Genomic DNA, 16,966 nt, shown 5'->3' on the forward strand with positions numbered 1-16,966 from the left:
TTCCATTTTTGCCTCCTAAATTTTCTTTAAAATTATTTAAATTAATTATAAGCATTTTTTGTGCCATTTATTATTTTGTACTTTTTATATTCTTTTCATGCTTATACAAATCACTTTTATAAAAATATATAGTACAGAACTTTATCATTTTGATATTTTAAATATCAAAATGATATTTTTTAATTCTTATTTATTTTTCAGAGTTTTTTTGGCTAATTAAAAAATTTTATTATTTTTTAATATCATTTTGATAATTTTATATATATTTTTTATAACAAATATATTAAAAAAAGTTAACCACTAAACTGACTCTTAAAATCCCATTATCTAAGAAACTATACTATTTCCTTATCCTAATTATTAATATTCCAGTGATTTTTTAGTATTTTTCAAACTTCTTTAGCTTTTATACTGTGCTATATCTCCACTAGAATTTATGAAATACTAATATTTCTTTTGTAGGATATTTTAATACTTCTCTTATACCTTTTCTTATTTTTCCATATATTATTTATCTTCTATATTTTAGAACAAATACTTATGATGTTTGTAATTCATTTTAATTGTAATAAACTATCATTTTTCATTATGAATTTACTTTAAGTTTTTTATTGATTGCTAAATCTAATTATTATACTCAAAAGAAATTTTTTGTATATACATGTCTTTTACTTTTCCAAAACCACATACAAAACAAGTGATTTTCTTTATACAAAAAAGCTGAAGAGATAAAATCTCTTCAGCAACTTTTATTATTTAAACTTATTAAATTTTCAACAATCATTTTTACTATTTAAAATTATAACAAACTCTTGCAATTAATAATAAAAAATATTTTCATATTCTTTTTATTTAGTTTTCCATGCTTTATTATACTCAAACACATATTGTATAAAAAATCCTACACCATATTTTAAAGCATCCTCATCAATATCAAACTTTGGATTATGATGTGGCTCTTTTACTCCTTTTTCTTCATTTCTACATCCGACAAGAGCAAAACATCCAGGAACTTTAGCTAACATTTTTGCAAAATCTTCTCCTAACATAGCTGCTGGATATTTAGTTATAGCTTCTTTTCCATAAAGATTTTCTACTGCTTTAGCTGCTATTAAACTTGAATATTCATCATTAATTGTTGCTGGAGTTCCATAATGAAATTCAAATTCATAATCAGCTCTATATGAATGTGTTATATCTGCTACTATCCTTTCCATTTTAGCTGGTATACTATCTCTGACAGTATTATTAAATGTACGAACTGTTCCTGATAGTTTAGCTTCACTAGGAATTATATTAAAACTGCTACCTGAATTAAAAGAGCATACACTCACAACTACAGGATCTGTTGCACAAATTTCTCTACTAACAATACTTTGAAGAGTATTGACTAAAGTACTTCCACAAACAATTGGATCTATACATTGATCTGGCATAGCTCCATGTCCACCTTTCCCTTTTATCAAAATATCATAAGTATCTGCTGAAGCAAGTCTTGGACCTGCTTCTATAGAAATTTTTCCTGTTGGTATGTAACTCCAAATATGTGCTCCAACTATATTATCTAGTTCTTTAAATTCATCACATTCTGACATATATTTTGCACCTGAATTAGCTATAAATTCTTCTGCTGGTTGAAAAAATAATCTAACTTCTCCTTCTAAAATATCCTCATATTTTTTCAAAATTTTAGCTGTACCAAGTAACATTGATATATGTCCATCATGTCCACAAGCATGCATTACATTTTTATTTTTAGATGCAAATGGAAGATTTGTAGCTTCACAAACAGGTAAAGCGTCAATATCTGCTCTAATTCCTATAATAGGTTTTTTTCCTTTTTTTCCTAAAAATCCTATTACTCCTGTTTCACAAACTTTTTCATATTTTATTCCCATTTTTTCTAATTCTTCACAAATTCTTTTTTGAGTATTGTATTCTTTCCAACTTTCTTCTGGATTTTCATGAAAATATCTACGCATTTCAATTATATATTTTTCTATATTTAAAACCTCTTCTTTAATATTCATTTATTTTCATCTCCTCTTTAAAATGGTCCATATCCTATTGATGTTGCTAATACTAAGAAAATACATGCAACTATTGAAATTACAATTTCAATTGGTATTACAAATTTATACCATTGCTTTAAAGGAACTTTTCCTAATGATAAGAATATTAATAAAGTTCCAAAAGTAAACCAGAAAGTATTAGAAATTCCATCTCCAAATTGGAAAGCAAGAACCATTGTTTGTCTTGTTATTCCAACCATATCAGCAAGAGGAATTAATATTGGCATAAATGCCATCGCTTTTCCACTTCCTGAAGGTATTAAAGCATTTACTATTGTAATTACTAAAAATACTCCCAAGGCAGTTGCCCAAGTAGGTAAATGATTTAATGGTTGAGAAATTGCATGGATTAAAGTATCAACTAAATTTCCTTGTTCCATAGTCCATTGAATTCCTCTAGCTAATCCTATTATTAAAGCTCCGTTAAAGGATTTTTTTGAACCTTCTATTATTCCTGTTACTATTTCTCCAGGTTCTATTCTACATATAATTCCAGATAACACTGCACTTAATGTAAAGGCTGCTGACAATTCATTTAATCCCCATCCTCTTTTTAATACACAAAAAATTGATATAACAAATGTTAATATAAATATTATTATTGCTAATGTTTGACTTGTACTCATCTTTTCATTTGCAACTGCTGAATAATCTTTTTGTAAACTAGAAGTGTCTATATCTTTCATCAAACTTTTTGATGGATCTTTTTTTATTTTACTTGCATACATCAAAATATATCCCATTAACAATACATTAAATATTACTAAAATTATTAGACGTAGCCACATTCCAGAAAATAATGGTAATTCTGCAATTTGATGAGCTATTCCTATTGTAAACATATTAGTTGGTGAAATTGAAAAACTTATTAAACAAACCAATGCACTTGAAGCAACCCCGACTAAAGAATCATATCCTAATGCTATACAAATAGATACTATTAAAGGGACAAATGGTATTATTTGTTCACACCAACCTAAAAATCCTCCAATTAATGCAAACATAATCATGATAGATAATAATATTATTGAACTTCCAACTTTAGTAGATAAAGTAAGTATTCTTGAAATTCCTTTATCTAAAGCACCAGTTTTACTATAAACTTCTAAAGATCCTCCAACTAACATTACTAAAAACATTACTGCTGAAGCTCCTACAAATCCATTAGGAATAGCTAAAAACATTTTAAAAATTCCTACTGGTGTTCTTTCAACAGTATGGAAACTTGTCGGATCTATAACAGTCTTTCCGTCTATAATTTGACGTTCAAAAACTCCAGGTGTAACTATATGAGTAAAAATAGCACAAATAACAATCACCGAAAATAAAATTATAAATGGATTTAATTTTATAGGTTTCTTTTCTTTTCTCATAGCATTCAACTCCTTGTATTTTTATATATAAATTAATTATTAATTTTTATTAAGAAAAATTTCAGTTTTTTTAATATCTTTTGTTTTATTTTCATCTTTAATATATTATAATATTATATTTTAAATTATTTTTAATACAAAATACTATTCTTAATTTCTATATACCACTTATTTTTTTGTTTGTCAATTCCAAAAACATTAATTTATAGTTTTTTTAAATAAAATCCTTTCATCTTATAAAAAATATTTCTCAATTTTTCACTTTTACTAAAAATAAAAAATTTAAAAATTTCTTTAGTAATTTTCATTAATTGCAATTATTAAAAAAGAAAAAATGTTGTAAATCACTAATTTTTTTGTCATTAGTCTACAACATCCTCTTAATAATATTTTTTAATTTTATCAATTAATTTTAAATAAATATTTCAACAAACCATTTTTCACTCGATTTCTTTGAAATATCTTCTTCATCTATTTACATTAAACTATTATTTTTATCTAGTTTTATAAAAAGTTTTTCATCAGAAGTTAATATTTCTTTTAATTTAACATTAAATTTTTTTATAAATTCTATATTTACTCTTTTAATCCTAATATATTTTATTATATTTCTAACACTACTTGTTCTAAATGTGTTAGTAATTTTATTTATTAGGATTTAATACTAAATCAAAATTTATAAATATGATATAAAAAAGGGTATTTTTTAGGTATTTTTTTATTTTTATAAAGTAAAAAAGCCCTGTAAATACAGGGCTTTTGATGTTCTTCGTTAAAAGAATTACTTTGTTTCGTAAATAGAAACTTCTCTTTCTCCTTCTTTTTAAGAAATTATTTTAACACAGTTTATAATTTTTTCAAAATAAGTTTGTTACCTTTTTGTTGGCTATCTTATAATACTTTCTAAAATTTTTAGAATATAAAAAGTGCTTACTATTGTAAATACTTTTAAGATAAAATGGTAATGTTTGCTATTTAAACTCCTTTAACAAATTTAAAGCTTCTTTTAAAATTTCTTTAGGACATGCTATATTAAATCTTATATATCCTTTTCCAGTTTCTCCAAATTCTTCTCCAAACTGAACAGCTATTTTTGCTCTTTTAAAAAACCAAGAATAAATATCTTCTTTACTATAATTACTATTACTATAATTTATCCATACTAAAAATGTTCCTTCCATTTTACATACTTCTAGTTCTTTAAAATTTTCTTTAAAAAATTCTTTTAAATAAAGATAATTTTCATAAATATAGCTATTTATTTCTGAAACCCAAGTATCATAAATTTTTTCAGCTGTACATACTATTGGTTCTATAAATATATTTCCTTCATGTACTCCATATGAATCAACTTTCTTTTTAAAAGGATATCTCAAATTATAATTTTTTATTATTGCATTCGATAAATGAATTCCTGGAATATTGAAAGTTTTACTTATAGATTGAAAAATTATAGAATTATTTGCTGCATAATCTGAAATTGTTGCAAATGGATTATATTTCATATTGTTATATACAAAACTTGCATGAATTTCATCACTAATAATAATTAAAGAATTTTTTTCACAAATATCTGATATTTTTCTTAATTCTTCTTTAGTCCAAACACGTCCTGTTGGATTATGAGGATTTACTAATAAAAATATTTTAGTTTTTGAAGATATTTTATTTTCTATTTCTTCATAATCTATAATATAAGAATCTTTTTCTCTTTTTAAGGGAATTCCAACTGCTATTCTATGATTATCTGTTATACATTCAGTTAAAGGAGAATATCCAGGAGATAAATACATTATTTCGTCTCCTTCTCCACTAAAAGTATTTACAGCTACTGCCATTGCTTGAATAATTCTTGGACAAAAAATTATTTCTTCCTTTTCTACATTCCAATTAAATTTTTTTAGTATATTTATTGTAGAATTATAATATTTTTCTGTTAAAAAACTATATCCATATACGCCTTTATCTGCAACTTCTTTTATTTTTTCAGTTATTTCTGGTGCTACTTTAAAATCCATGTCAGCTACAGAAAATGGTAATAAATTTTTTACTCCATATTTTTTTTCACTATAATCATATTTAAAACATCCTGTATTTCTTCTATCAGGATAATAATCAAAGTTATAATACATATTTTTACTCCTTAGTTTCTGGTAATTTAGCTATTCCTATACCTGTATATGCCCAAATTAAAGCAAAAATTATTCCACTATAATTTAATACTGCCCATGGTAAATATTCTAATGTTGGCACTCCTAAAGTTGTTGCCATATAAGCTCCTGCTAGAGTCCAAGGCATCAATGTTTCTGTTACTGTTATAGCATCTTCTAAACAACGAGATAGATTTTTAGGATCTAATTTTGCTCTAATAAATGATTCTTGAAACATTTCTCCACATAATAAAATAGATAAAGCTCCATTACATGTCACTGCTACTGTTGTTAAACATGTTGCTAAAGTTGTCGCAATTAGTTTAAATCTACCACTATTTGCCTTAACTATTCTACTTATTATACTTTCAAATCCACCTATTATATCTATACTAGCTGCAAAACTAAAAGCAAAATATGCCATTAAAACAGTTCCTAACATTGAAGAAGCTCCTCCCCTGTTAAGAAGTTTTAATATATCTGGTATTACTTCACTAGCATTTACTCCAGGTAACATACTAATATTAAATCCATTCATCATAGCTGTAAATCCTTGCTTCAAAGATAAATGTTGGAAAAATATTCCATTAAATATTGAAATTAAACTAGAAATTATCATTACAGGTATTGTTGGTTTTTTCAAAATTGAACCACCTAATACTAAAATAACTGGAATTAATAAAAATATATTTAAATCAAAATTTCCACTTAAAAATTCCATAATAATTTTTACTTTTTCAGGAGTATCAGCTGCTTGTCCTGTTTTTAATCCAACAATTATATAAACAATCGAAGCTAATATAAATGAAGGTAAAGTTGTCCATAATTGATGTTTTATATGATCATAAAGATTAGAACCAGCTGCTATTGGAGCTAGGTTTGTTGTATCTGATAATGGTGATAATTTGTCACCAAAATATGCACCTGATATTACTGCTCCCGCTACCGCTGCATTATTTACTCCTAATCCTGCAGCTACTCCCATTAATGCTACTCCTATTGTTCCTGCACTTCCCCATGAAGTTCCTGTACATACTGAAGTAATAGAAGTTACCCAAAACGCTGTTATAAGCAAATGCTCTGGATTAATTATTTTTAATCCATAGTACATCATTAATGGAATAGTTCCACCAAACATCCATGTTCCAATTAATATTCCAACTATAACTAAAATTAAAATAGCTGGTAAAGCTTTTGCTATTTTTTCAGTTATTTTATCCATTATTTCATCCCAAGTATATCCATGTTTATAAGCTATTAAAACAGCTAAAACAGTTGCAATTAAAATAATTGGTTCAATTTGAATCTCATTGATTATATAACCTACTGAAGTTAATACAATCATTGCTAAAATAGGTAATAATGTTAAATAAAAACTAGGCTGTTTCTTTTCTTTCATTTTTGAAATCCTCCTTAAAAGTTAAATAGATTAATAGTTAATTAGCTTAACAACATTATACTATTTTTTCTTTAAAAGTCAATAAAATATTTTAAAAAAATACAAAAAATTAGAGAATGACCCATATTTGAGTCATTCTCTTACTTTTTTTTATTAAGTATATTTGTATATTCCTCAAGAACTTTATAAAATGTACCAAGTTCTTCTATAGAAAATTTTTTTAATAATAGTTTATTTGTTTTTATTATATCTATATTATCATACTTTTTATGGGCTAATACAAATTTAAATGCTTTTTCTTTTGGTAAAAGATAAAAAATTTTAGCATCTGTTTGAGAGTTTTCTCTATAAATATATTCTTTTTTTAAAAGACTTTTTATAGTTTGTGAAATAGCACTTTTTGTTTTTCTCCATTTTTTCGATAATTCCGTAACTGTAATTCCTTTATTATCAACTATATCTAAAAGAATATGAGCCTCTATCATTGATAATTCTTCTCCAGTTCCATAATCTTTTTTTGTATTCATATAACTATTATATGCTATTACAAATTCATATAATATTTCAGCTTTTTTATCTAATTTTTTAAATCTTTCGTTTGTAATTTCTTCTGTTTCATTTTCATCAATCCATGTGTTTAAAATCTCTTCATATAATTTTTTTTCATTATTTTCTATCATATTTATACTCCTAATAAATTATTTAGATTTTAAGTTTATCTGCTTAATTATTAATATTATTTATTATTATTATATCATAAAAATTTTTTTATCCAAATTTTTTTATATAAGTGAACATTAAAAAGATTAATTAAATATTTTACTTATAATTTTTTACTTTTCAGAATATAAAAAAGGATTGAAAATTCAATCCTTTTTTATCTATATATTTCTTAGGGCATTATTTTACAGCTATTAATTCTATTTCTACTTTTACATCTTTTGGTAATCTTGCTACTTCTACACAAGCTCTTGCTGGTTTTACTTCTCCTAAATACTCGTTATATACTTCATTTATTGCTCCAAAGTCATCCATATTTTTTATGAAACATGTTGCTTTTACTACATCTTTAAATGCATATCCTGCTTCATCTAATATTGCTTTTAAATTTTCTAATGATTGTTTTGTTTGAGCTTTTACATCATCTGATACTAATGTCATTGTTTCTGGCACAAATGGTATTTGTCCTGATATATATAAAGTTCCATTTACCTCTACTGCTTGTGAATATGGTCCTAAAGCTGCTGGTGCTTTTGATGTATTTATTATTTTTTTCATTTTCTATCACCTTTCTATACAAAATTATTTTTCAATATTTCTCAAATGAAGATAAACTGTATTTTTAGATATTTTTAGTTTCTTTGCTACTGTTAAAACACTATCTTTCATATTAAATATACCATCTTCATATAATTTTTTTATAATTTCTTTATTTTTATTATTATTTGATATTTCATCATTTGATTCAACTTTTTTTCTAATTCTTTCTACTGATTCATTTATCAACTCTTCAACTGTATTAGAAAAATTTTCATTTAATTTTACTTTTCTATTTTCATGATTTTCATATTCATCATCAATATATGTAAAATTTTTAATAAAATCTGTTAAAGAGCATTCGAGATTATAATTTATACATAATAATCCTATTATTCTTTTATTTTCTCCATAAATAGCAATTGTACTAGATTTCATTTTTTTATCATTTTTACTTTTAGTAAAATAAGTAAGAAAACTTATCTTATTATTAGAATCATTCATCTCCTTTAACATATTAAGTGCTAAATCTGTAATAGGAGCTCCTTTTTTTCGATTAGTATTTTGCCCTGCTATTTCTATAACAGAACTTTCATAATTTTCTAAACTATGTAATACTACTTCTGAATCAGGTCCTAAATAATCTGCTAATCCATAAACTAAATTCTTATATGATTCTAAAATAATTTTATCTTTTTCTGTAAATTGCATATTTTTCTCCTTTTTATTTTATTATTTATTTAATTATATCATAATTTAAAAAAGGATTTTATTATTTTCTAAACATTTCTCTTATTAAACCAATAATAACAAAAGCTGCTATAATTATTCCCATTCCTAATACAACTATATCTAAAACACCCATCTTTATTTCACCTCTTTTTCTTTAAATGTAACTAAACTTACTATAAACATAGTTAAAGAAGAAAAAATTAAAGACACTATAATGTGATGAACCCCAAATGGTTGTTTAGCAATCCACCATCCAGTTGAAGAAATTACAGAAACTATAATAGTTGCTATAGCTCCTTGAGATGTAGCTTTTTTCCAGAAAAAACCAGCTACTATAATAGGTAAAATAGCACTTGTATATGGAGCACTTACATCTTGCATTATTCCTACTATTGAACTTGCAAAATTTGCTATTATAATACTTAATATTCCAACCCCTACTACTGAATATCTTGAAATAGAAACCATTTTATTTTCATCTATATTAGGATAAATTCTTTTAATAACATTATCAGTTATATTAACAGAAGTTATTAATAATAATGAACCTGAAGTAGAAACAACTGCTGCTAAAAGTCCTGCAAGTAATAAACCTCCAACAACAGGATTTGTCAATCTATCTATCATTGTAGGTAATATTGCATCTGAATTAACCACATCAGGAAAAAGAAGAGCTCCCGATAATCCTATTACAGCACACATTAAAAAATATGGTAAATAAATTAATAAAGATGCTGTAACTGTTGCTCCTTTGGCTTCTATTGAATTTTTAGCTCCACATATACGAAGAAAATTTTCTTGACTAACAAAATTTGTTGGAATTATCCACATTAATATTCCTACTATTCCTAAAATTCCAGAAGCCCATGGGTCAAAATAGCTTGCTGGTAATTTTTCTATCATAACTTCAAATCCACCTGTATTTGTTATAGATAATATTGGTAAAACTACCATAACAGCCATAATCATAATGATCATATTAATAGAATCTGTATATGAAGCTGCAACTAATCCTCCAAGAACTGTATAAGTAATCATTACAACTCCCATTAATATACATGCTTGTAAAATAGATAAACTAGGAATAAATGTTTGTGTTATTGTTCCTAAAGCTCTAACTTGTCCTGCTGTTAATGCTATTAACGCAAATAAATTTAATACTGTAATCCAATCTGCAACTTTTTGTCCATATTGTTCTTTCATAATATCTGGAACTGTTATTTTTCCTGAATCTCTTAATTTTTTTGCTAAAAATAAACCACAAAATAATAATCCTAAAGCAGCCCCTATTCCTAACCACAATCCTGATATTCCATCAGCAAAAACCATTCCTGCTACTCCCATTGTAGCACCTGCTCCTATTGCTGAGGCTGAAATAGAATGGACATTTCTCCAAAATGGAATATTTCTTCCTGCAACAGTGAAATCTTCATAATTTTTAATTTTTTTTGAGCAATAAATTCCTATAGCTATCATTACAATCATATAGACTATCGCAATAAATAATTTTATCATAGAATTACCCCCCTTTTTTATCCTAAATTTATTAAGGCTTTTTCTAAACGATCTAATCCTTCTTTTAAAACTTCATGACTTGTTGCTAAACAAATTCTTATATGACCTGCTGATCCTGGTCCAAAAAATCTATCTCCTCCAGGAACTATTGATAATTTATATTTTTCTCTTACATAATCTACAAATTCTACAGGATCCATTTTTGTCTCAGAAATATCTGGAAAAATTACAAATGTAGCGCTAGGTTTATGACATTTTATTTTAGGCATTTTAGAAATACGCTCTAATGCATAATCTCTATTTTCCATCATTTGTAATACAAATTTATCAACCCAATAATAGCATTTATTCATACATGCCATTCCTGCTATTTGCGAAAGAGAAGAAATTCCACCAATTGTTGTATTAACTAAAGAAGTATCAACTATTTTATTAAAAATTTCCTCTTCTTGACAATAAATACATCCTGCTCTAAGACCAGCTATGCCAAAACTTTTTGAAAATCCAAAAACTGATAATGTTCTTTTATTTCTTTCGCTTCCTAAAGAAATAATACTATTAAATTTTGCATCGGGATATACTATATCTGACCATATTTCATCATTCATTATATAAAAACCATATTTTTCAGATAAACTTAAAATATGTTCTAAATCTTCTATTGGATAAACCATTCCTAAAGGATTGTGTGGATTACATAATCCTAACATTTTTGTTTTTGGTGTTATATAAGATTCTAAATCACTAAAATCAATTTTTCCATCTTTTATTTTCATTGGAAATAAAATAACTTTTCCTCCTGCTGCTTCTACTGATGTTTTAAATAGAAAATCTACTGGGTCAAAAACAATTGCTTCATCTCCTGGTTGTAATACTGTTTTTGCTATTATCTCCATTCCTCTCGCTGCACTATCTATAGGAAGAATTAAATTAGGATCAACTTTTTCATTTTTTCTTTCCCATAAAGCTTTTGATATTGCTTCTTTAAATTCAGGAAAACCTAATTTAGGAGTATAAGAAAAATATCCTTCTTTTGAATAATTAATAATATCTTCTACAATTTCTGGAGCTACTGGAAAGTCTGAGTCTGCTGCTGTTAAAGGAATAACTCCTTCTTCTACTTCTGCCCAACGCATATTATATGCTCTTTTTTTCAATACTCCAAATTTGATTTCTTCATTTTTAAACTCTACCATGTTATTCCTCCTTAATATTTATTTGTATATTCTATTTTCTATAATTATACCATAAAATATTTTTTAGTCAATGAATTTTTTTTTATTATTTTTAAAAAACTGATTTATTTTAATATATAAAATTCGTATATAAAATATAAATATTCTTTATTTTTATTTTTAAAATTTTAAAAATTTTTATATCTATTTTATGGTTATGTTTAATTTTTTTTATTTATTTCTAATATCTTAATAAAAAAAATATATATAATATAAAAAATAACTTCATTTTATAATATAAATAACAAGTACTTCTACTTAGATTCTATATATCTTTCTTTACTATTATGAAAATATTTATTTTTTGTATTAAAATATGATATGATTAATTTATAATTATTATTTTAAAGGAGTAAAAAATGACAACAAGTTTTTCAATCTTTTTAATAGTTGCAGAAGAATTAAACATCAGTAAAGCCGCAAAAAAATCTTTCGTTACTCAACAATGCGTTAGTGACCATATAAAAAGATTAGAAGAAACATATAAAATAAAGCTTTTCAATAGAAAACCTAAGTTTTCTCTAACTCCTGCAGGAGAAATAATGAGGAACTCTTTAATAAAAATGAAAATTATTGAAGAAAACATGGAAAAACAATTAATAGAATTAAAAAATGAAGTAACAGGAGAAATAAGGTTTGGAATAAGTTCTATAAGAGCAAGAATACTAGCAAGTAAACTTATAAAAGAATATAAAAATTTATACCCCAATGTATCTATCTCTTTTATTTTAGATGATACTAAAAATTTAGAAAAATATTTATTAAAAGGGGAAATCGATTTATTTGTTGGAGTCAATACTATTAAAAATTCTTTTTTCCATGTAGAAAAAATAGGAGAAGATAATCTATATTTTATTTGTACAGAGAATCTTTTAAAAAAATACCTTACTATTCTTGAATTAAACGAAATCATAAAAAATAAAGAAATCAAAATAGAAAAAATAAAAAATATTCCTATCATTTCTAGTGGAAAAGAAAGTAATGCTTCCTCTTTAATTAAAGAGTTTTGTAAATATAAAAATATAGAATTAAACAAAAAAGTTTATATAAGTGATATTTATAGTTCTTTCCCTATGTGCGAAGAAGAAATTGGAGGCTTTTTCTGCCCAACAATACTTCTCAATGATATAGAAAATTTTAATAAAGATAAACTAAATAAACTTGAAATTTTTAAAATCAAAGATTTAAATAAGCATTTAAATTTTGATTTAGTTTATCCACAAATTATTAATTTTCCACTATATGTAGAAGATTTTATAAAATTAATTAAGTTAGAAGTAAATAAAATATATAATAAATAAAAAAGTGGCTTTTGCCACTTTTTATTTTAACTTATTAACTTTTAATATAGCTCCTTTATCTGCTGAAGTAACTAATTCAGCATATTTTGCTAAAGAAGGTGTTCTTTCTTTATATATTGGTTTGAAATTTCTTAATCTTCTTTCTATTTCTTCTTTTGGAACATTTAAATCTAGTCTTCTATTTGGTATATCTATTGTTATTGTATCTCCTTCTTCAACTATTGCTATTGGTCCTCCTGCTGCTGCTTCTGGTGAAATGTGCCCTATTGCTGGTCCTCTTGTTGAACCTGAAAATCTTCCATCAGTTACTAATGCACAACTTTCATCCATTCCACGACCTACTAAAAGTGAAGTTGTCATATGCATTTCTCTCATTCCTGGTCCACCTTTTGGTCCTTCATATCTTGTAACTATTATATCTCCTGGTTTTATTAAATCATTTGAAACTGCATAACTTGCTTCTTCCATTGAATGGAAAACTCTAGCTTTTCCTGTAAAATTATACATTGAAGGCTTTACTCCTGATTTTTTTACAACTGCACCATCTGGAGCAAGAGAACCAAATAATATAGCTATTCCTCCTTCATCATTTTTAGGTGTCGAAATAGGATAAATAACATCATTTTCTACTAATGGCACATCTTTTAAATTCTCAACTAGTGTTTTTCCTGTAACTGTTAAATGATTTTTTTCAAGTTTTGATTCTATAGCTTTTAATACACTATACACTCCTCCATTTTCATCTAAAACTGACATTGGATATTTTCCTGATGGTTTTATATTACATAAATAAGGAACTTTTCTACTTATTTCATCAAAATCTTTTAAAGATAATTTTACTTCTGCTTCATTTGCTATAGACATTAAATGTAATACTGTATTTGTTGAAGCCCCCATAGCCATAGTCATTGAAATTCCATTTAATAATGCTTCTCTTGTAAGAATTTTTCTTGAATTTAAATTTTCTTTAATCATCTCAACTATTCTTTTTCCAGAATTTTTAGCAATTCTTCTTCTTTCAGATGAAACTGCTAAAGCTGTTCCTGCTTTTGGAAGAGCTAAACCTAAAGCTTCACATAAGCAACACATTGAATTTGCTGTTCCCAACATAGCACAAGAACCATAAGTTGGAAGAGCAACTTTTTCTATTTCTAATAATTCTTCAGGTGTTAAATGACCTGTTTGAGTTTTTCCTATAAACTCTCTCATATCTGTAAGAGTTATTACATCCTTGTCTTTATATTTTCCAGCTAACATAGGTCCTGCTGGAACCATTATTGTAGGAATATTTGTTCTTGCTGCTGCCATTATCATTCCTGGAACTATCTTATCACATCCAGGTAACATTACCATAGCATCAAAATGATGAGCTTCTATCATCATTTCAACAGAATCAGCTATAATTTCTCTACTTGGTAAAGGATAACGCATTCCTTTATGTCCTTGACATATTCCATCACAAAGAGCAATAGTACTAAATTCTCTTGGAATTCCACCTGCTTCTATAATTCCTTGTTTAACATACTCTACTATCTCTTTTAAATGAATATGTCCTGGTACCATTTCAGTAAATGAATTTACTACAGCAACTAAAGGCTTTTTAAAATCATCAGTATCTAATCCTGTACTATATAATAAAGCTCTATGTGCTGAACGTTCTATTCCATTTGTTAATTCTCCACTTTTATAATTACTAAAATGCATTTTTTCCTCTAATTTTTTATTATCCATTTTTTCTCCTTAATTATAATTTTTTTCTTTTATAATAGTATATTAGAATAAAATACATCAAAAATCAAACAGAAAAATTTGGATATATAACAAGAAAAAACTTGTATGTTTTCACTATTTATCATTAAAAAGTTTATTATTATTTTGTTACCTTTTTGTTACCTACCACCACAAAAAAAGGGTATTTTTTAGGTATTTTTTTATTTTTATAAAGTAAAAAAGTCCTGTAAATAAAGGGCTTTTGATGTTCTTCGTTAAAAGAATTACTTTTCTGCGTAAACAGAAACTTCACTAAATCATTTTTCATAATGCTTTATTTTAAAAAGATTTATAAAATCTTAAAAATAAATTTGTTACCTTTTTGTTGGTTATCCTATAATCATTTCTAGAATTTTTAAATAGTTCTTTTTTTATTCCCACTCTACAAATATAAATTTTTATGCTTTTAAAACCCTTTAAAATCAAGCTTTTTATTTTATAAAAAATTTATTTTTTTATATATTTTATAGAGTTTTTAATTTTTTACGGCCAACTATGTTTTTTTAGAAGCTAAGAAAACACTAAACTTTAAGAAGGTAAATTTCTAAATAAAAGTATTATGAAACAAAGAGATAATCTCTTTGTTAGGTATTCTAATTGAGAAAACATTATCAACTACATCTTTTTTAATTGTCAAATAACCAGAGTACAACATCAACAAAAAAATTTCATTAGTATTTAAATCATTATGTATATCATTTAGATTCATCTTGACTCTTATATTCTCTTGGTTGAAAAACCTTTCTAAAATATCAAAAATATCTCTACCACTCTTTCTCAATATCTTTCTAATTAGATAATTAGATATAGTATTTACCCAATAATAAGTAGTAAACTTTTTGTTTTCAAGATTATATTTAACATTATAATATTTTAGGACTTCTTCAACTTCATTCTCAAGTAATCCAGAATACTCTTCATATCTTTTTGTATTTAAAATACTATCTGTTGTAAATTGTTCAAGTCTGAAAATATTACAGCTTGAGTCACTATAATTATTCCAATGAGTACTCCTATTTGTAAATTAACATTTGATTTTAATGCTCCGCCATAGAAAATTTAAAAAAATTGTAAAGTTTCATTATAGTACTAAACTCATGAGTAGTAAATAACGGTGTATCATACTCATCTATTAAAAGAATAATATTTGTTTTATATTTTCTAAAAAGTAACCTATCAAAAATTGTAGGCTATACTACAATTCACTTAAATCTCCACATCCATTTTGAAAATTAGTTAAAATTCTTTTTTCTTCTTCAAAGATACAAAACTTTTCAAACCTTTGATACTCTTTAATCATTCTAAATACAAATAAATCCCTAGCTGATAAAAAATCTTTCCAAGTAACTTCTTTAATCTCTTTTAGAGTGAGAAATATAACCAGATCCGTATTCTTCTATCATTGGAGAGTTTTCTATATATAATCCATTAAATAGATTTCTATTCCCTTCTTTCTCTTTTATATCAAATATATCAAAAAAATATTTTATCATAGACATATTGAGAGTTTTTCAAATCTTCTAGTATGGAAAATCTATCAACTATACTCTCTTCTATTAGTTTATATTTATTACAAATAGTAGTTTTTTAAATTACACTTTTAAAATCACCTATTCCTATACCTATTTTCTTTTTCTCAACTCTCATCTCTTGATCTACCTTTGATTCTATTATACCATTTTAAAAAATAAAGTAAATAAAGTATTCTATCCTCTAACTCTTTTAAATAACTAAAATATAATTTAATCTTACCCTTCAATAATTTTAAAAATAAATTTTAGTTCTATATTGGAGTAGTCTTAAGCCTAATAGAAAAAGATTTCCCAAGTTTAGTTGAGTTTTAGTCTCCTTCTATATTGGAGTAGTCTTAAGCGAAACTAACTCAAGATATATTAAAAGAATTTGATATAGAAGTATAGTATAAAAGGTTGAGTAGATTAATTCCTACTCAGCCTTTTTTATATTAAATACAAAAAAGCATACAAAGGAATACTTTTTACTCCATTTTTTAAGCCAAAGTTTTTAGTCAAAAATATTAATACTATTTTTTTAGAAAAAGAAAATTTTAAAAGTTTACAGTTTTAAAATTATTTTTCTTCATTAGAAATTTTCAGTGAATAACTTCTTCAAAAGTTACCCAATTTATTCTTTTTCTCAACTCC

At 25.2% G+C, this 16,966-nt stretch carries 12 protein-coding genes; 1 reads left to right on the forward strand and 11 read right to left on the reverse strand.

Features of this window, described 5'->3' with window-relative positions; translation table 11 throughout:
* Positions 1-848: 848 nt before the first annotated feature.
* From HF862_RS04625 to HF862_RS04665, 9 genes are all read right to left on the reverse strand, one after another.
* Positions 849-2,030, reverse strand: coding sequence for a M20 family metallopeptidase (locus HF862_RS04625; RefSeq protein WP_170186763.1), 1,182 nt, complete (start codon positions 2,028-2,030; stop codon positions 849-851).
* A 17-nt stretch (positions 2,031-2,047) separates the two neighbouring features.
* Positions 2,048-3,445 carry a YfcC family protein gene (locus HF862_RS04630; RefSeq protein WP_170186764.1) on the reverse strand — a complete coding sequence of 466 codons (1,398 nt, stop codon included), beginning with the start codon at positions 3,443-3,445 and terminating at the stop codon, positions 2,048-2,050.
* 971 nt (positions 3,446-4,416) lie between these two features.
* On the reverse strand, positions 4,417-5,577 hold the full coding sequence (locus tag HF862_RS04635) for a MalY/PatB family protein (RefSeq protein WP_170186765.1): 1,161 nt from the start codon (positions 5,575-5,577) through the stop codon (positions 4,417-4,419).
* A 4-nt stretch (positions 5,578-5,581) separates the two neighbouring features.
* On the reverse strand, positions 5,582-6,994 hold the full coding sequence (gene nhaC / locus HF862_RS04640; RefSeq protein WP_170186766.1) for a Na+/H+ antiporter NhaC: 1,413 nt from the start codon (positions 6,992-6,994) through the stop codon (positions 5,582-5,584).
* A gap of 140 nt (positions 6,995-7,134) precedes the next feature.
* On the reverse strand, positions 7,135-7,674 hold the full coding sequence (locus tag HF862_RS04645) for a helix-turn-helix domain-containing protein (protein ID WP_206039017.1): 540 nt from the start codon (positions 7,672-7,674) through the stop codon (positions 7,135-7,137).
* 220 nt (positions 7,675-7,894) lie between these two features.
* The gene (locus HF862_RS04650; RefSeq protein ID WP_170186767.1) at positions 7,895-8,272 is read right to left on the reverse strand and encodes a RidA family protein; all 378 of its coding nucleotides are present in this window, start codon (positions 8,270-8,272) and stop codon (positions 7,895-7,897) included.
* 24 nt (positions 8,273-8,296) lie between these two features.
* On the reverse strand, positions 8,297-8,962 hold the full coding sequence (locus HF862_RS04655) for a transcriptional regulator (RefSeq protein WP_170186768.1): 666 nt from the start codon (positions 8,960-8,962) through the stop codon (positions 8,297-8,299).
* Between the two features lie 156 nt (positions 8,963-9,118).
* Complete coding sequence (locus tag HF862_RS04660; protein ID WP_170186769.1) at positions 9,119-10,498, reverse strand: sodium:solute symporter; 1,380 nt, start codon at positions 10,496-10,498, stop codon at positions 9,119-9,121.
* 17 nt (positions 10,499-10,515) lie between these two features.
* Entirely contained in the window at positions 10,516-11,694 is a 1,179-nt protein-coding gene (locus HF862_RS04665; RefSeq protein ID WP_170186770.1) for a pyridoxal phosphate-dependent aminotransferase, read from the reverse strand.
* 398 nt (positions 11,695-12,092) lie between these two features.
* On the opposite strand from HF862_RS04665, the gene HF862_RS04670 reads away from it, so the two are divergent.
* Entirely contained in the window at positions 12,093-13,034 is a 942-nt protein-coding gene (locus HF862_RS04670; RefSeq protein ID WP_170186771.1) for a LysR family transcriptional regulator, read from the forward strand.
* A 21-nt stretch (positions 13,035-13,055) separates the two neighbouring features.
* On the opposite strand, the gene ilvD is transcribed toward HF862_RS04670, so the two are convergent.
* Both ilvD and HF862_RS04680 read right to left on the reverse strand, forming a co-directional pair.
* A complete protein-coding gene (gene ilvD / locus HF862_RS04675) occupies positions 13,056-14,765 on the reverse strand; it encodes a dihydroxy-acid dehydratase (protein WP_170186772.1) in 1,710 nt (569 codons plus the stop codon).
* A gap of 1,391 nt (positions 14,766-16,156) precedes the next feature.
* Positions 16,157-16,297: a hypothetical protein gene (locus HF862_RS04680; protein WP_240934783.1), complete on the reverse strand. Its 141-nt coding sequence runs from the start codon at positions 16,295-16,297 to the stop codon at positions 16,157-16,159.
* Positions 16,298-16,966 lie beyond the last annotated feature (669 nt).

It is taken from the genome of Fusobacterium sp. FSA-380-WT-3A (genome assembly GCF_012843705.1).
Classification (GTDB): Bacteria; Fusobacteriota; Fusobacteriia; order Fusobacteriales; family Fusobacteriaceae; genus Fusobacterium_B.